The organism is Streptomyces sp. NPDC003023 (assembly GCF_042888225.1).
Classification (GTDB): domain Bacteria; phylum Actinomycetota; class Actinomycetes; order Streptomycetales; family Streptomycetaceae; genus Streptomyces.
In genome coordinates this window covers 177,292-198,343 of record NZ_JBIAPL010000011.1, presented here as the reverse complement: position 1 = coordinate 198,343, position 21,052 = coordinate 177,292, and the positions used below count along the sequence as shown (strand labels likewise).

15 protein-coding genes are annotated in these 21,052 nt (G+C 69.0%); 8 read left to right on the top strand and 7 right to left on the bottom strand.

All coding sequences use genetic code 11. The features are described from left to right. Window positions 1–9 precede the first annotated feature (9 nt). From ACFYV1_RS29450 to ACFYV1_RS29440, 3 genes are all read left to right on the top strand, one after another. Window positions 10–525: a hypothetical protein gene (locus tag ACFYV1_RS29450; protein WP_389398640.1), complete on the top strand. Its 516-nt coding sequence runs from the start codon at window positions 10–12 to the stop codon at window positions 523–525. Between the two features lie 354 nt (window positions 526–879). Beyond that, window positions 880–3,084, top strand: coding sequence for a protein kinase (locus tag ACFYV1_RS29445; RefSeq protein WP_389398639.1), 2,205 nt, complete (start codon window positions 880–882; stop codon window positions 3,082–3,084). Window positions 3,085–3,113: 29 nt separating this feature from the next. After that, window positions 3,114–5,195 (top strand): PQQ-binding-like beta-propeller repeat protein, encoded by a 2,082-nt coding sequence (locus tag ACFYV1_RS29440; protein WP_389398638.1) that lies wholly within the window; start codon window positions 3,114–3,116, stop codon window positions 5,193–5,195. 163 nt (window positions 5,196–5,358) lie between these two features. Here ACFYV1_RS29440 and ACFYV1_RS29435 read toward each other — a convergent pair whose 3' ends face one another. The 7 genes from ACFYV1_RS29435 to eccB form a co-directional block, all read right to left on the bottom strand. Further along, window positions 5,359–5,655: a WXG100 family type VII secretion target gene (locus ACFYV1_RS29435; RefSeq protein WP_389398637.1), complete on the bottom strand. Its 297-nt coding sequence runs from the start codon at window positions 5,653–5,655 to the stop codon at window positions 5,359–5,361. A gap of 76 nt (window positions 5,656–5,731) precedes the next feature. Continuing rightward, entirely contained in the window at window positions 5,732–6,079 is a 348-nt protein-coding gene (locus tag ACFYV1_RS29430) for a WXG100 family type VII secretion target (RefSeq protein WP_389398636.1), read from the bottom strand. 99 nt (window positions 6,080–6,178) lie between these two features. Beyond that, entirely contained in the window at window positions 6,179–7,450 is a 1,272-nt protein-coding gene (locus tag ACFYV1_RS29425) for a S8 family serine peptidase (protein ID WP_389398635.1), read from the bottom strand. Between the two features lie 25 nt (window positions 7,451–7,475). Next, window positions 7,476–9,242, bottom strand: coding sequence for a hypothetical protein (locus ACFYV1_RS29420; RefSeq protein ID WP_389398634.1), 1,767 nt, complete (start codon window positions 9,240–9,242; stop codon window positions 7,476–7,478). A 6-nt stretch (window positions 9,243–9,248) separates the two neighbouring features. Continuing rightward, a complete protein-coding gene (locus ACFYV1_RS29415; protein WP_389398633.1) occupies window positions 9,249–9,692 on the bottom strand; it encodes a hypothetical protein in 444 nt (147 codons plus the stop codon). 192 nt (window positions 9,693–9,884) lie between these two features. After that, the gene (gene mycP, locus ACFYV1_RS29410) at window positions 9,885–11,138 is read right to left on the bottom strand and encodes a type VII secretion-associated serine protease mycosin (protein WP_389398632.1); all 1,254 of its coding nucleotides are present in this window, start codon (window positions 11,136–11,138) and stop codon (window positions 9,885–9,887) included. A gap of 14 nt (window positions 11,139–11,152) precedes the next feature. Then, window positions 11,153–12,676: a type VII secretion protein EccB gene (gene eccB / locus ACFYV1_RS29405; RefSeq protein WP_389398631.1), complete on the bottom strand. Its 1,524-nt coding sequence runs from the start codon at window positions 12,674–12,676 to the stop codon at window positions 11,153–11,155. A gap of 181 nt (window positions 12,677–12,857) precedes the next feature. Here eccB and eccE point away from each other — a divergent pair, with 181 nt between their 5' ends. The 5 genes from eccE to ACFYV1_RS29380 all read left to right on the top strand — a co-directional run bounded on the left by eccE (window position 12,858) and on the right by ACFYV1_RS29380 (window position 21,050). Next, the gene (gene eccE / locus ACFYV1_RS29400; protein WP_389398630.1) at window positions 12,858–14,192 is read left to right on the top strand and encodes a type VII secretion protein EccE; all 1,335 of its coding nucleotides are present in this window, start codon (window positions 12,858–12,860) and stop codon (window positions 14,190–14,192) included. Continuing rightward, window positions 14,192–14,908, top strand: a complete 717-nt coding sequence (locus tag ACFYV1_RS29395) for a hypothetical protein (protein ID WP_389398629.1) — start codon at window positions 14,192–14,194, stop codon at window positions 14,906–14,908. The genes eccE and ACFYV1_RS29395 overlap by 1 nt, the downstream gene beginning before the upstream one ends. Before the next feature lie 197 nt (window positions 14,909–15,105). Then, window positions 15,106–15,339, top strand: coding sequence for a DUF397 domain-containing protein (locus ACFYV1_RS29390; protein ID WP_389398628.1), 234 nt, complete (start codon window positions 15,106–15,108; stop codon window positions 15,337–15,339). A 472-nt stretch (window positions 15,340–15,811) separates the two neighbouring features. Continuing rightward, window positions 15,812–18,949, top strand: coding sequence for an SCO5717 family growth-regulating ATPase (locus ACFYV1_RS29385; RefSeq protein ID WP_389398627.1), 3,138 nt, complete (start codon window positions 15,812–15,814; stop codon window positions 18,947–18,949). A gap of 199 nt (window positions 18,950–19,148) precedes the next feature. Next, a complete protein-coding gene (locus ACFYV1_RS29380; RefSeq protein WP_389398626.1) occupies window positions 19,149–21,050 on the top strand; it encodes an ABC transporter substrate-binding protein in 1,902 nt (633 codons plus the stop codon). The last annotated feature ends 2 nt before the right edge of the window (window positions 21,051–21,052 follow it).

The window sequence follows — 21,052 nt, the reverse complement described above, 5'->3', positions numbered from 1 at the left end:
ACCCTCGCGGTGGTCACCCTCACTCTGGTGCTCAGCGCCTGCTCGCAACCCGAGGAGAAGCGCTCATTCGCCGTGCCGTCGGAGCTCTGTGGCACCTCGGTTCCCGCAGCCGTGGTGGACCCGGTCCTTCCCAAGAGTGGCAAGACGGTGAAGACACATGCGCCGTCGCGCGAGGTGGGCAGTACCCAGTGCAAGGTCGATGTGGACGGCACGACGGTGTTCAGCGCCATCTCCGAGTGGCAGGTGGACCCCTCCGTGAGCAAGGCGGCCCGCATCAATCCGTTCATCGATGTCGATGATCACACCAGTGAGGACGGGACCTACATGTGGTCCGGCAAGGGCGGCGTGCGTCGCATCCCGTGCCCGGTGGCCGCCAAGGAGCACGCCGACCGGAACAAGCTCTTCATCAGACTCCTCATCCACGACAAGGAGTTCTCGGACGCCGACGCGGCCAAGGCACTGCTGCTCGCGTACGCCAAGTCCGTCGCCGAGTCTGAGGCTTGCACAGGAGCCCCGTCTTCTTGAGACCGGGCCGCGGGCTGCTCGCCTGAGCGAGCGGCAGAGACCCCGGGGAGCCTTCTGTGCGGCTCCCCGGGTCTTCTCGGCCCAAGGGGCAAGGCTGTGACGCCCCGTACGCAAGCACGGCCCTCGCTTCCCTCCAAAGCCTGTGCCCGGAACGGCCCTACCCGCCTCGGTAGACTTACCGAGTTCTCGCCGGGCGCAGGTCGCACAGGGGGGACGCGCGTGCCGGACCTGCCGCAGTTCCCACCGGTGAACGGCCCGGCCCACGCGCCGAGGTGTCGCGCCACTCGGCCGCCAGTCGGCCGGCTGCCCGGGGCTGAGCTCCGGCTCCCACGACCTCTACCAGGACCGACAACCATGCTTGCGCCTTTGGCACACGACGACCCGGATGAGGTCGGCGGCTTCCGGCTGCTCGCCCGTCTCGGGCACGGTGGGATGGGAACCGTCTATCTCGCGCGCACCGCCGGCGGGCGCACCGTCGCGGTCAAGACGATGCACGCCTCCATCGCCGCCGATCCTGCCGCCCGTACGCGATTCCATCTGGAGACCGACGCCGCCCGCATCATCGGCGGCCACCACGGCGCGGTGGTCGTCGACGCCGACCCGAAGGCACCGGCGCCCTGGCTCGCCACCGAGTACGTCCTCGGCCCCCCTCTGGACGCCGCCGTCGAACTCTGCGGCCCGCTCCCCGAGAGCACTGTCCGGGCCATCGGCGCGGCCCTCGCCGGAGCGCTGTCCCAACTCCACGCCTCGGACGTGGTCCACCGCGACCTCAAGCCGTCGAACATCATGGTCACCGCATACGGGCCCAAGATCATCGACTTCGGCATCGCCCGCGCCGCCGGCGACGACCGCCTCACCCGCACCGGCACTGCCGCCGGAACCCCCGCCTACATGTCCCCGGAGCAGGCCACCGGCCAGGAACACACGCCCGCCGGTGACGTATTCGCCCTCGCCGGCGTCCTCGTGTACGCGGCCACCGGCCGCCCGCCCTTCGGTACCGGTCAGGCCGCCGACCTGCTCTACCGCGTCCGCTACACCGAACCCGATCTGACGGGAGTACCGGCGGCACTGGTGCCGATCCTGAGCCGGTGCCTCGACAAGGACCCGGCCAGGCGGCCGACGACACACGAGGCGATCGGTCAACTCCACTCAGGACACGGGCACTTCGCCGACCACCTTCCCGATGTTCTGCTCGCCGACATCGCCCGCCGCGCGACCACGGTCTGGCAGCACCACCCCCAGCGACTCCCAGCGCCCTCCGCCCACACCGCCGAGACCCCCTCTTCCGCCGAGCGCCGCACCTACAGCAGGCGTGGGCTGCTCACCATCGGGGGCGCGAGTCTCGTCGGCGCCGCGGCAGTAGGCGGGGGCGTCTGGGCCTGGACCGGCGCCGGCACCAGCGGCCGGCCGGACGACAAGAGCACGTCACCCGCACCGGTGGCGGCGACGGGCGACTGGCTGTGGGAGCTTCCACTGCGTCTCGAGGGTGCCTCACTGACCCCGCCCGTTCCTCTGAAGTTCGGCCCGGTCCTCGCCATCGCGGACGACGACGGGCTGCGGTCCATCGACATCAACACCGGGAAAGTCGATATGCCGCTGCTGAAGGGGCCGGCACACCGGTGCACATACGACCAGAATGTCGACACGTCCAGGGTGTACGCCTCCGAGGCCGGGGCCGCTGGCAGCCACCCGCTCACCATCTCGTCGATCAACTCCGGCCGCGAGCCGAAGCCGTTCGCCGCGGAGCTGAACGAATACAATGGAGCGCTGCCTGCCACACAGTTGCTCACTGCCTACGCCCAAGTCGTCTTTGTCGCGGCAGGGCAGGGTGAGCACTCCGGCACCGGTATCGGCTACGACACTTCTCAGAAGTGGCATCTGATCGCCGTCGACGCGCGCACGGCCAAGGTGCTGTGGCGGCAGCCACTCCCCTCCCGTGCGCGAACGTCGTCCCGGTTGCACTTCCTGGCGGCGCGTGCCGTCAAAGACCATCTGGTTGTCCTGCAGGAGACGTCCGACGGCAGAGTCTTCCTGTCTGTCCGCGACTCACGCCGGGGAATGGAGCTTTGGCGGCAGGAACTCGACGTGCCGGAACCGGACGCGATCCGAGGCATGCTCGAGGCGGACGACTGGAAGGTCTATCCCCCGGTGGGCCATCTGCGCGGCCTCACCTTGAAGGACGGCAAGGAGGCCTGGTCGTTCGGACCAGGGCGTGCGAAGGCACGCACGGGCCCGCCCGTTGCGAGAGGAGGTGCTTTGTTCGCTGTCGAGGAGGGTTCTGGTCTTGTCGCCCTCGACTCGACCACGGGAGACCTTCGGTGGCGGGCTCCCGATCGCAGCGGCGCCGATCTTGACATAGCGCTCCCTCCGGCTCCCGGCGTCACCGAGGTCTACGCATACAGCACCAAATCCGGCTTGTTGAGGTCATTCGCCGCCGACACCGGCAAGGCTGTCACGACCCGCAAGGCCCGGGGGGACCGCTTTCATGGCTTCCACGGCATCCCGGAGGCGATCCTCGCCATTGGTGAGGACTACCTCGCCGCCTACCCGTACAACTGACATCGAATACGCAGAAGGCGGCCCCTCTCGTGCAACCTCTCGGCGCAGGCGACCCTGTCAGGCTCGGACCGTACCGGCTCCTCGGTGTTCTCGGACAAGGAGGTATGGGCAAGGTCTACTTCGGCCAGGACTCCTCCGGCAGGAATGCCGCCGTAAAGGTTCTCCGCCCTGAGCTGGCCCACGACCAGAGCTTGGCGCAGCGTTTCGTCCGCGAGGCCCAGATGGCGCAGGCCGTCACCAGCACAGGCGTGGCGCGCGTGCTCGGCGCGCACGCTGAAGGCGGGCGCCCTTGGATCGCCACCGAATTTCTGACCGGTCCAACGCTCGACGACGCGATCCGCAGTCACGGACCGCTGGACGAGCCGAAGTTGCGCCTCCTGGCCTTCTCCCTGGCCCGCACACTGGCCGACATCCATAGCGCTGGTCTCATTCATCGCGACCTCAAGCCCGCCAATATCGTTCTGACCGCGACCGGACCGCGCATCATCGACTTCGGCATCGCCCGACCCGAACACGGGCTCACCCTCACGACGACGGGTCAGGTTCCCGTCACCCCTGGCTTCGGCGCGCCCGAGCAGGTGTTGGGGCAGCGTGTCGGGCACGCAGCGGACGTGTTCTCGTTCGGTGCCGTGCTGATCTACGCCGTCACAGGAGATCAGGCCTTCACGGGATCCCACGTCGCAGCGGTGCAGTACGAGGTCGTGCACGGAGAGCCGCGTATGGACAGGGTTCCGCCACATCTCGCTCCGCTGATCGGCCCGTGCCTCGCCAAGGACCCGGCCCACCGGCCGACGCCCGATCAGTTGGCTGCGGTGTTCACGTCCCCTCGTGGCACTGAACACGTCTGGCGCCACGGGCCGCTGGCGGCGGACATCCAGGAGCGGGAACGCGCCATCCACCACCTGACGACGGTGATCGCGCCCTCAAGCCCGGGGGTCTCGCGGCGGCGCCTGCTCAAGACGCTCGCGGTGGGCGGCGGCTCGGTGTTCGTGGCCGCAGCAGGGGCGACAGCCTGGTGGTTGGGAACCCGTGGTGACTCCGGGCCCTATGCCCTGCCGCCGGCGGCCAATGCCCCGAACGCCGACCCGGTCCCCGCGACACGGAACCCCAAGCCGCTCTGGGGCCCCGTGCAACTGCTGAACGAGAACCAGGGAGGGCTCATGCCTGTTCGCGATGTCGTGCTCGCCCTCGGCGCGAAAAAGGGGGGACTGGCCGCACACGACGTCATCGACGGAAGGCGCCGTTGGCATACCCCTGGTCCAGTCACTGAAGCCGGCATCGTCACCTTGTCGGACGCGCTCGTCGCAGCCGTGGACAAGAAGGGCGACGTCGTGACGTTCGTCGCCACGTCGGGCGAGCCACGCTGGTCGGTCCCCGCAGACGCCAAGTATGTCCTCGCCGCGGACAAATCGGCCCTTTACGTTGTCACCAAGGCCGACCGGCTCCGCAGTATCAGCCACTCCGACGGCCGCATTCTGTGGACCGTCCGCCCCAAGGTCTTGTTGAATGCCGAGACCCGTCCACGGAGCGTGGCAGGGGGCGGCCGACTGGTCGTCGCGACCACCAGTGGCCGTGTCCTGGCCGTCGACACGACCGACGGGCACGAAGTGTGGAGTATCGACGACCAGACGCCCATCGGGCAGGCGGGCCTCAGCCCCGTGCTGCACGGCGACATGGTTCTGGTCAACGGAGGCTCGTTGACCGCCCGCGACCTGAGCGACGGACGCGAACGGTGGGCGCAGACCACGACGGACAGGGGCCATGTGCGGCCCTACGGCCCCCCTCTCATCCACGACAACCTCGTGTACAGCGCACGAGGCCCGTACATACTGGCTTTCGACGTCATGAACGGCACTGAAGTCTGGAAATCACCAAGGGGCTCGTTCATGGAGAGCCCTTTGGTCGTTCAGGGCGACATGGTGTCTGCCATCAGCCCTGCAACACACACTGAGGACGGCTGGGAGGTCCGTGCGATGTCGCGCCGCAGCAACAAGCACGTCTGGAGCCGCCCGCTGCCGAAAGACGCTGGCTCCTATTGGGTGAACGGGGACGCCAACCGCCTCTTCGTCAGGGCGGGGTCGGAGGTGGTGGCTCTACCGGTGTTCGAATGAGTGAAGTCCCGACCCTGCAATGTGGTCGTTTCGACTGACTTCGAGATGGGTCCTTGCTCGTGCGCACCGACGGGCCTGGCATCGCAGGGGCATGGTTCATGCAAAGGGGTGGGCACCCCTCGCGCGTGCCCACCCCCTGCATCGGTGTCCAGCTTCCAGTCGCTTAAAGGAAGTAACTGGCAGCCCGCTTGTCGCCACCCATGTAATCGCCACCCGCGCGGGCAACGATCCGACCAATCCCCTCGAGGGCATCACGGATGATCGTGGCCTGCTCGTCCCACTTCACCTGCTCCTGGACGTAGGCGGCGTGGGCCTCGCCGTCCCAGCCGGCAGCAACGCTGGCCATGGCCCTCTTGATGGCCGCCAGGTCCTCTTCAAGCTTCTTGGCTTGGTTACCGAGTACGGTCGCTGTCGCGTCAAGAGCGCCGTACTTGACGACGAGCTCGTCGTACGAGTTCATTCCCATGATTCCCTCATCTCACCTGTCGTTGTCATTCGGTGCCTGGCATGCCAGGCACCAGCTGCCATCATTGGCACTAGAGGGCGCTGAGGTTGGACTTCGCGGTCGTACCGACACCAAGGTCGACGTTGATGCCCTGCACGGCAGCACGGATGTCGTCCTCCGTGCCGTCCTTGATCTTCCTCGACTGGCTCGTAGCCTCGAGGAACTTCGCAAGGATGTTACCGAGATTCACCATGCCTTCGTTGATCTTCTGCTGCCGATCGTTGAAGGCTCCGGCGCCGATGCCCTTCCACTGGCCCTCAAGGCTGTCGATCGTGCCCTGAATCTGCTGGAGCTGGCCCTTGAGTGAAGTGAACTTCTCGAAGAGCTCCTTCTGAAGCAGACCTACTTGCTCGTCTGAAAGCCGCTGGCCCTGTGACACGGTTGCGTTTCCCTTCTGAACTACTTCGGTGACCGGCTGGGTTTTGCGCCACTCGGCGTTGACCGGTGACGCCGGACTTGAGAAAGGCCTGATGTCAGGTCAGGCGCTTCGGCGCTTCCGCACGACAGCGAATACGAGTCCCGCAAGGACGACGGCAGCGACCGCGCCGCCAACGACAAAGCCCAGTTGACTGTCGTCCTCGGTCTCCGTACTGGAGCCTGCCACGGTTGCGTCAGTTCCGGGCTTGCCGTCGGGGGCTTGTGACGAAGCTGGTGCAGATGGCTTGGAAGAGGTCGAGGAATCGGCCGAACTGTCGCCGGTCGGCTTGTTGGTGAGCGGGCTGATGCCCGGATCGCCGGGCTTGCCGAGGCCGCGGTTGATGTGGGCGCCGGGGCGGACGACTCCGTGGCCGAGGTAAGTACTGACGGTGCCTTCCTTCCAGTCTTCGCCACGGCCGGCGGACTCGAACATGACGCGGAGGACCTGGTTCGCCGTCCAGTCGGGGTGGGCGGACCAGATCAAGGCGGCGGAAGCTGAGGCGATGGCCGTCGCGGCGCTGGTTCCATTTCTGTCGCAGTAGGCCGTGAACGTCTCGTCGCACCAAAACGGAATGTCGCTGCCGGGTGCGGCAATGTCGACGAAGTCGCCATGCTGGGAGTATTCAGCGACACGGCCGTCTCGGCCAGTGGCAGCGACGCCGATGGCGGCCACGTAACTACCGGGGTACTGCGGTTTGTTGTCCTCGTCGCCACTGTTTCCTGTGCCGGCGAAAAGCAGCTTCCCCTTGCTCTGGGCATATTCCACAGCCTTGCGGATTTCCGTGCTGTAGAACTCACTGGCAAACGAGATGTTGATGATTTGCGCTTCGCTGTCGGCTGCGTTCCTGATCGCCTCCTGCATATCGAAGGCGTTCACCTTGTTCTCGTTCTGGAAGTCCGTGTCACTTACTCGGAAAGGAATGATCCTTGCGTCTGGAGCGAGGCCCTTGAGACCACCACCGGCACCCGTGCCGGCGATCAGTTCCGCCATGGTTGTTCCGTGGCCGGTGTAGTCATCCGTCTCGTCGCCCTTGGCCTCGGCTGAATCCATTCCCTTCAGGACCTGCCCCTTCAGAGAGGGCGTATCCGGGTTGACGCCGGTGTCGATGACGGCGACCTTGACACCCTTACCCGTCGTGGACGTCCAAATTTTCTCAGCGTCCATGGCATCCAGATACCACTGCCTCGAACGCACGTCCGCTGCAACCGCAACAGGGGCAAGACCGGCGATGCCCATACTCCACACGCCGACCGCAGCCATCGTGCCGAGTAGTCCGCGCCGCAAAACATGTGACCCTTGCTGCATGCGACATCGGCTCAATTGTGCCGTCATCCTGACTTCCGAACCTTCCGTGTGCCTAGTCGATGACCGGTGGCGCGGGCTCGCGTCGCCTGGCGACCCAGCTCTCATCTTCTTCCGCCAAGTGATCCGGCCGTGCTGACGCCCTGCGCTCCTGCTCATCGTCACCAACTGACCGCTGACTACGACGGCCACCAACAACGGCCGCACCTCCGGTCGTGTACCCACCGACTACCGGTCGGCTCTGTCCAGCATTGCGAGGAGTGCCGACAACGCCGTCATTACCGGCCGGGCCACGCCCGGTGGTGCGCTGAGCTCCACTCGGGTTTGCCCCGATGACACCGGCCTGGCCGGGCCGCGATGCCGGAGAACGCCCTGGAGGCGTTCCTTCGCCTCCAACGACCGTGCCCCTCGGAATACGGGACCCGGCAGACCCCGCGGTGGTGCGCTGCGGGGTCCCTCCCACGATGGCGTCGCTGCGGCCACCTCGCAGGCCGGTGGAGGGCGCGCTGGGAGAACGACCCATCGTGGGCTGGTTCGGGGTACCAGCGCGGCCTGTCACGGGCTGCCCGCCTCGCCCCGATTGACCACTGACCGGCCCGGTGGTGGTCGGTCGGCCCATGGGGCTGTTCGTGCGCCCTTCGCCCGTGCCACCACTGACACGCGGCACGCCAGTGGGACCAGTGGGGCGGCCCGTTGCAGGGCCTGGACCGGTCGTCAGCGGGCGTCCCACCTTGTCGACGCCCGGCCTTCCCGTCGTCCTGGCGACCGGAGGGTCGCCGATGCGACTGGTGGAGTTGCGTATCGGCCCGGTCGCGGTCGGAATCGGCGACAGTGGACCGTTCTGGCTGGTCGGGGGACCGGTGATCGGGGAAACATGCGGCGAAGGGGGAGAGGTGGTCGGAGGCGGGGGTGCGGTGACAGTGTCAATCTGCATCGACGTGTTCGAAGGAGAGATCGGTGTTGTTGCACCAAGTCCCTTGGCAGGCGTCGCGGCATCAAGCCTTTGCAACCCAGGCTCGGCGCCGATGGCCTGAGACGGTGCAGACCGCATGGAATCAGACCGAGTTGCTTCTGCGCTGGCGCTCCCGCCGTCCTGGATGCCGCCACTCGGCGCCGGCACCGCCACGTCCAGCCGCTTCGGCGGCTTCGGCATCTCCTCGCGGGCCAGACTCGCGTGGGACACGGTGTAGTACGACGCCAGGCGGTTCATCAGGTTGATGGCCTCTTGGCGGTCCTTCTCCGCCTTGAGGGCCTTCTGATACTCCGGGTTGTCCGGCGTCTTGTCCTTCTCCGGGAAAGCCTCGGGCTTCTTCGGGTCGACCCTGTCGTCACGCGGCGGCTTGGAGTTGCGCACGGAGGCCAGGCCCGTGCTGGCGACCTTCATCTGGGCGCCGACGGCGTTCGCGTACCTTCCGACATCCCAGGCATAGGTGACAAGCGACTGGCCGTACGACTCGAAGGACAGGGCCGCTTCGCCCTTCCAGTCCGTGGAAGTGACGAAGTCGCTGAGTTCCTTGGCCGCCTTGTTGAGGGCATTGTTCGCCTTCTCAAGCGTGTCTCCGGCGTTCTCCAGGTCAGCCGGGTTGGCGCTGTCCAGCAGGTCAAGCATCTCGTTGAGCTTCCGGTCCTCGAAGTTCGAGGTGCCGAGGTAGTTCGCGCTGGCACTCAGCCCGAAGGGCAGTATCTCGTTCAGCCAGTACATCATGTCCGTACCGGCGTACTGCTGCTTGATCTCGCTGACGTCCTGCTGTTGTTCCGCCTGCTCCTGCTGCTGAAGCTGCTCGGGGGTCAGCTCCGGCTTCGGCTGCTTCTCATCGCTCATCGCTGATCACCCAAGGTCCGTCGTGCCGGTCCGGGAGTCGTTCGTCTCCCGCTCCTGCTGCTCCTGCGCCTGTCCGTCGCGTTCCTTGTCCAGTCGGGCCTTGATCGAATGGAACTTCAGGCGGAGGTCTTCCTCAAGGTTGTCGAAGCCGATGTCCGCACCACGGACGGCGATGCGCAGCAGCTCGATCTCGTCACTCAGCTGCTTGGAAAGCGACAGTACTGCCTGGTGCACGCGCTGGTACTGATCGAAGAAGCCGTCGGCTTCTGCGAACGAACTCCCTGTTCCGAAGGACGCCCGCGTGACGGTGGCTTCCGCGACCTTGGTGCCGCTGGCGTCACCGCCCTCGAGGTCGTTGAGGAGCCCGAGCACCTTCTTCTGGAAATCCTGCAGTGCCCCAAGTCCGCGCTCGAGGTCGCCTGCCCCGCCCCCACCAACTGCCTCGAGCACGATGCCCGTTCCTCCCCGTTTGCTCCAGCCTGGTCACACATTGCGATCGTGGTGACTCGCCGACCCGGCGATTGCGTTGCAACCACTCTAGCCACTGGCTATGACAGGCCCAAGTGCCTTACCCCCTACAACGTTTCCTTGGTGAGACGTCGCTCTCCTCTGTGCGGTTGCAACCGGAAGGCATCGTTCTTGTCACGGTGTGCCGCCTGCTGCCGCTCGCCCCGACCTGCGTCGCGAGTCACGCAGCGCCACCGCGCCGCCGGCGATCGCCGCGACCAGGACTCCGCCGCCGACGATCACGTATGTCGCGAGGCGGGCGTTGCGTTCCTCCGGGGTCTCGCCCAGGTGGAGTTCGGCCGGGGCCGGGGCCTCGATGTTGGTGACGCCCCCGCCGGCGACCGGCTTGTCGATGGGCTTGTCGTCCTCCGTCAGCGCGCGCACCGGGTCGATGACGCCCCAGCCCACCAGCCGGTCGTGGCCCGCGGTGGAACGCTCCGCCGTCTGCTGGAGCTGGGCGACGATCTGTTCCTGCGTCCAGTCCTTGTGCTTGCTCTTGACGAGGGCGGCGACGGCCGCGACGTACGGAGCGGAGAAGCTTGTACCGTTGTCGGCGCAGTGGCCGCCCCCGGGGACGGTTGTGATCATGTCCACGCCCGGCGCGGCGATGCCGACGAAGTCCCCGGACTGCGAGAACGCGGCCCGCTCGTTGTTCCGGTCCGACGAGGCGACGGCGAGTACGCCCTCGTACGAGGCGGGGTAGGTCTTCTTGACGTTGCCTCCGAGACCGTCGTTGCCCGCAGAGGCGACGATCACGACCTCCTTGGCGAGGGCCCGGTCGACGGCCTGCTTGAGGAGGGGGGTCGGCTCGACGGCGTTGGCCGTGTCCTGCGAGATGTTGATGACGCCCGCCTTCTTGCCCACCGCGTAGTCGATGGCCTCGGCCAGGGTCTTCGCCGAGCCGTGCCCGTCGGCGTCGTTCTGCTGGATCGGGATGATCGTGGCGTCCGGGGCGAGGCCGACGAAGCCGGTGCCCTTGTCCGGCCGGGCGGCGATGATCCCGGCGACCTTGGTGCCGTGGCCCACGACGTCGGTGGTGCCGTTCTCCTTGCCGCGCTCGATCTTGTTGCCGTTCTTGTCCTTCAGGTCCTTGGGCAGCAGGTTCTTGCCGCTGCCGGCGTCGACGGCGGCGCGGAGCTGCGGATGCTTGACGTCGACCCCCGTGTCGATGACGGCGACCCGGACGCCCTTGCCCGTGGACTGCTTCCACAGCTCGTCGAGGAGAACGCGCTGCAGGGCCCAGGGGCGTCCTTCGTACTTCTTGTTGGGGTAGGTGCACTGGCCGGGCGAGTCGGCCGCGGCCGGCGTCGCCGGCACGCCGATGAGGGCGAGCGCGACGACCGCCGTGGCGGCCGCGGCGGCGAGCGGGCGCCTGCTGGTGGACATCATGTCGGCCACGGTCCTCACGAACCCTGCGGCTGACGGGCGGCGCCGGTGGACAGCCGGGGCCCGGTGGGCAGGAAGGACGACCAGACGGCGGGCACGGGGAGCGGCTGCACGTCCTTGTAGCCCAGCCGGGTCTGCGCCTGCTGTGCCTCCTGGAGGCGTCGCTGCTTCTCCTCCTGCGAACCGGAGGAACCGATGCCGGAGTCGTCGGTCGCCGTGTCGCCGTTGGACTGCATCGCGTAGCGCAGCCCGGTGTCGGTGACGAGGAACAGGAAGCCGGAGCCGGTGTCGGATCCCTTGAACTGGCGGAAAAGCTGTCCGGATCCCGGGGTGACGTAGGCGCTGCTCGATCCCGTCGGGAGGGTGGCCGGGAAGCCGGTCCCTGCCCAGGTGCTGAGAGTGGTTGAGCCGTCGCCCCCGTCCACCTTGCGCAGGACGTTGCACACGGTGTTGCGGCTGCCTTCGTCGGTGCTCGCCGAGTTCACCGGTTCCGGGGCCGGTTGGGGCCACTTCTTGTCCTGCCCGAAGGGCCCGCCCGGCTCGAAGGCCGCGGCACTCACGGAGGTCGCCCGGCCGGCCTGGCCGAGGCCGATGAGGTCCTTGCTGTTGAGGAGGAGCTTCGCCATCAGGTCGGAGACGGGCGCGACCCGACCGGGAAGCACCACGTACTGCTGCTTCTTGGTCCCGTCGGTGGCGATGAGGACCATGCCGACCTTGTTCACCTCGGGAAGCAGGCGGGGGGCGCCGGCGGGCTCTCCGGGTACTCCCGGAATCTTGGGGAACGTGATCTCGTCGCCCCTGTGCAGGGTGTCGAGCCAGGCCGCGGAGACCCGCTGCGGCGCCCGGTCCTGGCCGACCAGCTGGCGCAGGAGCAGTTCGTCGTCGGCGACCGGGTAGAGGGTGCCGCCGGCGTCGATCACGTAGCGGACCTTGTCGGGCCCCTCGGCGTAGATCAGCTCACCGCCGCTCAGACGGTTGGCTCCCTCGGTCTTGCCCTGCTCGCGCTCGGCGAACACGAAGGCCGCCTTCTGGATGGCACGGCCGCCCTCGACGGGCCGCTCGCACACGGCCCACCGCTTGGCGGACCCGGCCTGCTTCGCGTCGGGCAGCCGGTCGGGCGCATAGGGGATGCCCAGGGTCGCGCCGTGCGGGATCTTGCCGCTGTCGAGCACCGACTCGTCGACGTTGATGACCTTGCCCTTGTCGGGGTCGAGAAGGAGCTTGGCGGAGGACATGTTCAGCACCGGGTGCAGCTGCGTCTTGCCGTCCGTCTTCAGCACCACGTAACGGGTGGTCGACTTGCTGGCGATGATCACGTTCTCGCCGGGCGCGTTCCAGTTCTTCGGAGCGACGGGCTTGAACATCCCCCACGCCCCGAAGACGGCCAGAATCACCACACCGACGATGGCTCCCGGCAGCACCGCGCGCAACGGGCGCGGGGCACCCTCCTCGGAACCTGTCGCATTCGGCTGGAGGAACTGCGCGATGAGCCTTCGCTTCGCGAAGGTGTAGGCGTTGAGTTCGTCCCGTCGTGATGCCATCTGTCCGTTGTCCCTCTCCCCGCTGAGCGACCAGGTTCCCACACTCATCGAGAGGGGCCTGTCGTCGTGCCGGCCCCTACTATGCCTGCCGGCGCTTGTGTCTTACTGCTCAGGTAGGGTGATCGCCCGGTCAACGTCCATTGGATTCTGGCAATTACGGACACGAGGGGGCAACGCGGCGATGAGTACCGCGACTCGCACGCGAAGTGGGCGGACTCCCGCTCGAGCCCCTGGCAATTCCCGCCGGCAACGCCGCAACGGGACCGCGGCCACCGCGCCCCGAGGCGTCCCCGCCACGACCACCCTGCGCGCTCTTTCCCGCACCAGCCGGGTCGGACCCGTCGAGATGCGGGCACTCGTCCTCATCGAGGCGGGGCTCGCACTCGCGGCCGTCGGCGTCGCGCTCGGCGGCCTCTGGATGATCCCCACCTGCACCGTCGGGGGTCTGCTGATACTGCTCACCGTGATACGCCGTCGCGGTCAGGCACTGCCCGACTGGCTCTCCACGGTCGCGGCCCTCCGCTCCCGCCGGCAGCCCTCCGCGCCTGCCGCGGCGGATGTGGACGCCTCGCTCGCCCCGGTCGTCGAGGGGGCGCCCGGGCTGCGCCCGTTCGCCTACATCGACCGTGAGCGCCGAACCGTCGGAATGCTCGGCGACGGCACCTTCCTGACCGCGGTGGTGCGCGTGGAGGCGAGCGGTGCCGCGCTGCGTCCGGCTGCCGGAGCCCGTGCACTGCCCCTGTCCCTGCTCGGTGACACCCTCGAGGTGGACGACATCGTGCTGGAGTCGGCGCAGCTGGTCCAGCAGGTGCGTTCGGCACCGGCACCGCATCTGCCGCAGCAGTCCATGGCCCGGCTCTCCTACGCCCCGCTCCAGGAGCGGACCGGCGCGCCCGCGCTGAGGATGACCTGGGTGGCGGTCAAGCTCGATCCGGAACTCTGCCGGGAGGCGGTCGAGGCCCGCGGCGGGGGTGTCGAAGGCGCCCAGCGGTGCCTTGTCCGCATGGCCGACCACATCGCGAGCCGTGTCACCGGCGCCGGTTTCCAGGCGGTGGTGCTGGACCAGGAGGAGCTGAACTCCACCATGGCGACCGCCGCGTGCGCGAGCCCCCGGCTCGCGGCGCGTCCCGGCAGCGCGGACGCGGCGCCGCAGCGCCGTACCGCGGAGACGGCCCGCGTCTGGCGGTGCGACGACCGGTGGCACACCACGTACGCGGTGGGCCGCTGGCCGGAACTGGGCCGCGGCGCGACGCCGCTGCCCAAGCTGGTGTCCCTGCTCACCGCGGCCCCGGCCTACGCCACGACCTTCAGTCTGACGGTGCGCCGCGGCACGCGTCAGGGCGCCATCGACGTGAGCGGCCATGTGCGGGTCACCGGCGGCTCCGACACCGAACTGGTCGGCGTCCGCCGGGTGCTGGAGCAGGCGGCGCGGTCGGCCAAGGTCGGGTTGGTACGTCTGGACCGCGAGCAGCTGCCCGGTGTGCTCGCCACCCTGCCCCTCGGAGGTGCCCGCTGATGGCCCGGTCCGCGACGAAGCGTGCTCTGCGGGGAGTGCTCGGCCCGCGTCATGCAGGGCACACGATGCCCGCCGACGACCTCGGCGCGCTTTCCCTCCCGGTCGGGGACGACGGCGTCGTGATCGGTGACGACGCGGAGGGCCGCCCGCAGCTGCTGGGCTTCCACCGTTCGACTCCGTACGAGGTACTGCTGATCGGCGGTCTCTGGACGGCCCAGGTCCTGGCGCTGCGTGCGGCGGGCACAGGTGCGCGGGTGGCGGTGGAAACCGGTCGGCCGCAGGAGTGGACGCGGCTGGCGCAGGCCGCGGGTGCCGGTCTCCAGTGCATAACCCTCCACGACGTGGGACGTGTCCCGCCGATGGGCGCGACGGTCGGCAGTCCGGTGGTCGTGGTGCGGGACTGCGGCATGCGGCCGCCGCGCGGTCGCGTCGTCTCCTCGCCGTGGCAGTCCGTGCTGACTCTGCTGCCGTACTTGAGCCCGGTGGCGCCCCGGCTCCTGCGTGACTCGACGATGGTCGGCATCCAGCGGGTCTCACCGCAGGAAGCCGCCCAGATCGGACGCATCCTGGGACTGGCCAGGGCGGAGAGCGACGCTCTGCCGACGCTCGCGGACGGTGTCACGCTCTGGTGCTCGGGACGTGAACGCAGTTGGGTGCTCACGAGCGCCACGGACGCGGAGACCGGCCTGCTGGGCGTTGCTCGCCGCATGGACTGAGGCCTGGCCGGCCTGCTTCGCCTCGGGAACGGGGTGGGCGGGCTCGTCGTCTCACCCGCAGGTGGACAGTACGGCCGACGCCCGCCCCCTGTGGCGGTGCCGACTCTAGGATGCGGTACGTGGAGGCCCAAGGCATTCCTCGGCCCCCTGCACCTGGGGGCAGGACCATCTCGGCTGTACCGAAAGGAAGTTGACCCATGGGGAGCCAGCAGGAGAAGGACGAGCTGTACGCCCTCGACATCTCCGGAGTCGAGTGGCACGGCGCTCCCGGCACGAGCCCGGACGAGGAGCGGGTGGAGATCGCTCATCTGCCCGGTGGTGCCGTGGCGATGCGCTCGTCTTTGGACCACGACACGGTGCTGCGCTACACGGAAGCCGAGTGGCGCGCCTTCGTGCTCGGCGCTCGCGACGGCGAGTTCGACCTGCACTGAGGCTCGGCCGACGCGACATTCCGTCCCTCTCCGACAGGCCCAGGCAGTCGGTCGGTCGGTCGGTAACCCGAGATCCGGCCTCCAGCCCGCCTGCGGCCTCGGCGGTTCTCGAATGTACGTCGCCGCGGTGCCGGTCATGCCGCCGGTGCCGAGACCGGATTGTTGGGCAGCGCCCGGCACATGGGCCGGGCAGGCGGGTTCCGTTGCGGGTTGTGCCGGTTTGCACCGCCGGATTTCTCACCGTCTGACATAGCAGGGTCACCCCGGGGCACGGCGTGACGAAGGGGACAGTGACCGACCGCCCGACGGGCCTGCCGGAGTGGCGTCGTCGGCGTTTAGGGTTGGGTAAGGGCCGCACGAGAACCCGCGGGCACGCGGGCCGCGTCCCAGGGGGAGAGCCGGGCCGTTCCGAAGAAGGCGGTGGCCCCCACCCACGACGGCACAAGGGTGCTCGACCACACCAGGAGGCAAAGTGAACGGCGATCGGGACGACATCCACGGGGGCTGGAACATTCCCGTCGACGAGTCCGACGCGGAGCCCGCCGAGCTGACGGGTGAGTTCACCATCGACTACACCCCGCCTGCCTGGTACACGCAGAACGCGTCGGGCGACACCTCGGGCGGGGGCACCGGGCAGCAGACACCCACGCCGCCTCCGCCGCAGGGAGCACCGGTGGCCGTGCCGGGCCTGCCGACCGGCAGCGGGTACGAGCCGAATTGGTCCCAGGCCCAGGTACCGGGCCAGGGGCAGGCACAGCCCGCACCGCAGGAACCCGCGCCCGTCCCGCCCCTTGCCGCGCCGATGACGACGCCCCCGGTCGCGCCTTCCGTGCCGGTTCCGGCACGGCCCGCGGACGGCACATCGGCGCCCTTCGAGGCTCCGGTGCCCGCCGGGTCCGACACGTCCTCGCAGGCTGCCGCCGCTCAGCCCCAGGCACCTCAGCCCCAGGCACCTCGGCCGCAGGACCCCGAGGTGTCGTCGCCGTCCTTCGGGGGCGGAGATCTCGAGAGCGGCGCCACCATGCGCTTCTCCCCCGCCGCGCTGAAGCGTGAGATGGCGGAACTGGCCGCGGCCGCCGAGGCGGGCACGGCAGGCGATGGCGCCGGCACCAGCACGGGCACCGGCGAAAACCCGTCGGACACGGACCCTCAGGGGTCGGCGGACGCCGCCGGGGCGGGTGACAGCGGTTCCACCGCGGAGCACGACGACGAGGACGGCGGCACGGCGAACCCTGCCGCCGTGGACACCGAGACCTCCCGGCACGACGAGGGCGACGCGGACGCCGACGCGGATGCCGCGGGTGACAGGCCGTTCGGCGAGTCCCCGACCGCCGGTGACGGCGACAGCGCCGACGCGGGCGCCGCGGAAGGGACCGGCCCCGAGAGCGTGAATGCCGCCGGCACCGTACAGGCGGCGGACGACGCGCCGGCCGGCAACCCGCCCGCCGCCGTCGCCCCGCAGGGCGTTCCCCAGGGCGCCGTCCCGGCCGCCGCCGGTACCGCACCGCAGGACGCTCCGGCCGGCGGCAGCCCCTGGGCGCCCGCACCCCCGGCCCAGGACAGTGGACTGCCGCCGCTTCCGCCCGAGTTCCAGCCTGCCGCACCGACGACCGCACCGCAGTGGCCCGCCGCCACACCGGGAGCGGACCCGTCCGCACCGGCGCAGCCGGCCGGTTACGGCTTCCCCCACCAGGCCGGGCCGGGCGCCCCCGCGCCTCAGGGTGGCTACGGCTTCCCGCAGCAGACTCCCCCCGCCCCGGCCGGCCCGATGCCGACCGCGCCGGGCCAGGACGCCTCTGTGCCGCAGGGTGGTTACGGCTTCCCGCAGCAGGGCGGACCCGCACAGCCCGCCGCTCCGGCACCAGGCGCTGCGGCACCGCACGGCGGTTACGGCTTCCCGCAGGGACAGCCGGGACAGCCCGGCCACGCCGGCCAGACCGCGCAGCCGCCGGCGCAGCACGGACAGCACGGCGGTCCTGCCGCGCCCGCGCCGCAGGGTGGCTACGGCTTCCCCCAGGGACAACCCGGCCAGCCCGGCCAGCCCGGCCAGCCCGCACAACCGCCGGCGCAGTACGGACAGCCGAGCGCACCCGCGCCGGGCCATCCGCAAGCACCTCCGCAGCAGGGCGGACCGTACCCCGCGCAGTCGCACGGACAGCCTTCCGGGCCCACCGTCGACCCCCGCACCGGTGCCGCGTGGCCCACGCCGGTCACGCACGACCAGCGTGAACGCTCGGTGCCGGGCGCGCCGCTCGGGTACACGGCGGCCGTCGAACTGTCCTCCGACCGACTGCTGCGCAACAACAGGCAGAAGCCCAAGTCGAGCCGTAACCCGTCGGCCGCCAACCGCTTCAAGCTGGGCGGCAAGAAGGAGGAGGCCGAGCGGCAGCGGAAGCTCGACCTCATCCGTACGCCGGTGCTGTCCTGCTATCGGATCGCGGTCATCTCCCTCAAGGGCGGTGTCGGCAAGACGACGACCACCACGGCACTCGGCTCGACCCTGGCCACGGAACGGCAGGACAAGATCCTCGCGATCGACGCCAACCCGGACGCCGGTACCCTCGGCCGCCGGGTGCGCCGTGAGACCGGGGCGACCATCCGTGACCTCGTCCAGGCGATCCCGTACCTCAACTCGTACATGGACATCCGCCGCTTCACGTCGCAGGCGCCCTCCGGTCTCGAGATCATCGCCAACGACGTCGACCCGGCCGTCTCCACGACGTTCAACGACGAGGACTACCGGCGCGCGATCGACGTGCTGGGCAAGCAGTACCCGATCATCCTCACCGACTCCGGCACGGGCCTGCTCTACAGCGCGATGCGCGGGGTGCTGGACCTCGCCGACCAGCTGATCATCATCTCGACGCCGTCCGTCGACGGCGCGAGCAGCGCGTCGACGACGTTGGACTGGCTGGCCGCGCACGGGTACGCCGATCTGGTGCAGCGTTCGATCACGGTCATCTCCGGGGTCCGCGAGACCGGCAAGATGATCAAGGTCGATGACATCGTGCAGCACTTCCAGACCCGCTGCCGCGGTGTGGTGGTCGTGCCGTTCGACGAGCACCTCGCCGCGGGCGCGGAGGTCGATCTCGACATGATGCGGCCCAAGACCCGTGAGGCGTACTTCAACCTCTCCGCGCTGATCGCCGAGGACTTCGTACGCGCCCAGCAGCAGCAGGGGCTCTGGACGGCGGACGGCAACCCGCCACCGCAGTCCGCCCCGCCGATGCCGAGCCACGGCCAGGGCCAGGGCCAGGGACCGTGGCAGGGCCGGCCCCAGCCCGGCCAGCACATGCCCGGACAACCCGCCCAGCCCGGCCAGCACATGCCCGGACAACCGGGCGCCCCGGGGGCCGGTCACCCGTACCCGCCGCAGCCCCAGAACCCCCAGCATCCCCAGCCCCCGTACGGCGGACCCCAGCAGGCGTACCCGCCGCAGGGCTGGCAGCAGCCTCCCGCCCAGGGTCAGCCACCGGCGAATCCGGCCGGCCCGCCGCCTGCGGCGGCCGGCGGTCCCGATGCCCAGGGACAGGTTCCGCCCGGCCAGTTCCCGCCCGGCGGATGGCCGCAGCAGCAGCCTCCGCAGGCACCGCCAGCCCCTCAGCAGTAAAGCAACAGAGGTCTGAACCAATGAGGGCCCGCACCGACTCGCCGGTGCGGGCCCTCGACGCATTCCCGCAGCCCACACGGGGTTTGAGCGGCCGTTGACGCGGCATGACCACCCTGATAAACCTTCGCTTCACCAGCTGGCGAACCAGAGATCACCAACCCGCCCTCTCCGTGCGAGTAATGACGCGAGGTCACTGTCCATGGTCACAACGGCATCACCCCAGAGCACCCACCGGCAACGTCCCCGCCTCCGATTGGTCCTCGCCACTGGCGCCGCGGCGTCCGCGCTGGTGATGGCGGGCGCCGTGGTCCCCCAGGCCCAGGCGCAGCCCCGAACACAGGCGCAGGCACAGACCCAGACGCAGGCACAGACTCAGGCCCAGGCGGCCGCCGGCGACGAGAAGCAGGTCCTCACGGTCGCCGTGTCGCAGAGCATCGACTCGCTGAGCCCGTTCCTGGCCCAGCGCCTGGTGAGCACGTCCATCCACCGACTGGCCTACGACTACCTGACGAACTACGACCCCAAGGACGGCCACACCGTCCCCGGTCTCGCCACCGAGTGGAAGTCCTCGCCGGACAAGCTGACGTGGACGTACACCATCCGTGGCGACTCCAAGTGGTCGGACGGCAAGCAGGCCACGGCCGAGGACGCGGCCTGGACGTTCAACAAGATGATGTCCGACCCGAATGCCGCCACCGCCAACGGCAGCTTCACCGCGAACTTCAAGAAGGTCACCGCTCCCGACCCCGAGACGCTCGTCATCGAGCTGAAGAAGCCTCAGGCCACGATGACGGCCCTGGACGTGCCCATCGTTCCCAAGCATGTGTGGGAGAAGGTCGGCGACTTCTCGAAGTTCAACAACGACCAGCAGTTCCCCATCGTGGGCAACGGGCCGTTCGTCATCACGGACTTCAAGGTCGACCAGTACGTGAAGCTCGCGCCGAACAAGACCTTCTGGCGCGGCGCGCCCAAGTTCGACGAGCTGGTCTTCAAGTACTACAAGGACGGTGACGCGGCGGTCGCGGCCCTGCAGAAGGGCGAGGTGTCGTTCGTCCAGGGCCTGACCCCGGCGCAGGCCAAGGCGCTGGGAAGCGCCGAGAACATCAAGGTCAACGACGCTCCCGGCCGCCGCTTCTTCGCGCTCGCCACCAACCCGGGCGCGCAGTCCAAGGACGGGCAGAAGTTCGGCAACGGCCACAAGGCCGTGCTCGACCCGGCCGTGCGCAAGGCGCTCTTCCACGCGACCGACCGCAAGACCATCGTCGACAAGGTCTTCCAGGGCCACGCCGTGGAGGGCGAGGGGTACATCCCGCCGCGCTTCGCTTCGTACTTCTGGAAGCCGGAGGCGGACCAGAAGATCGCCTACGACCCGGCCAAGGCAGCGCGGATCCTCGACGAGGCCGGCTACAAGAAGAACAGCAGCGGCAAGCGACTCGGCAAGGACGGCAAGCCGCTCGACCTCCGTATCCTCTGCCACGCCACCGACCCGAACGACAAGGCGATCGGAAAGTACCTCCAGGAGTGGTGGGGCGAGCTCGGCATCGGGCTGAAGGTCGAGTGCCTCGACAACGTCTCCGACCCGTGGCTCAAGGGTGACTACGACCTGGCCTTCGACGGCTGGTCCGTCAACCCCGACCCGGACTTCGTCCTGTCGATCCACACCTGCGCGGCGCTGCCCGCCACGCCCGAGGACATCGGCGCGACGGACAACTTCATCTGCGACAAGCCGTTCGACGAGCTGTACGCGAAGCAGGTCGTCGAGTACGACACCGCCAAGCGTGCCGACCTGGTCAAGCAGATGCAGTCCCGGCTGTACGACACGGGCTACATGAATGTCCTCGCGTACCCGAACGCCGTCGAGGCGTACCGTACGGACCAGATCAAGTCCATCACGACGATGCCGGAAGCGGCCGGCAACATCTACGGCCAGGACGGCTACTGGAGCTGGTGGTCGGCGGAGCCGGCCGCGGCCGACGGCGGTTCCGACAGCGGCTCCTCCTCGGGCGTCGTGATCGGTGTCGGCGCGGCCGTGGTCCTCGCCGCCGCTCTCGGGCTGTTCGTCGCGAGGCGTCGCCGTTCCACCGCGGAAGACCGTGAATAGTC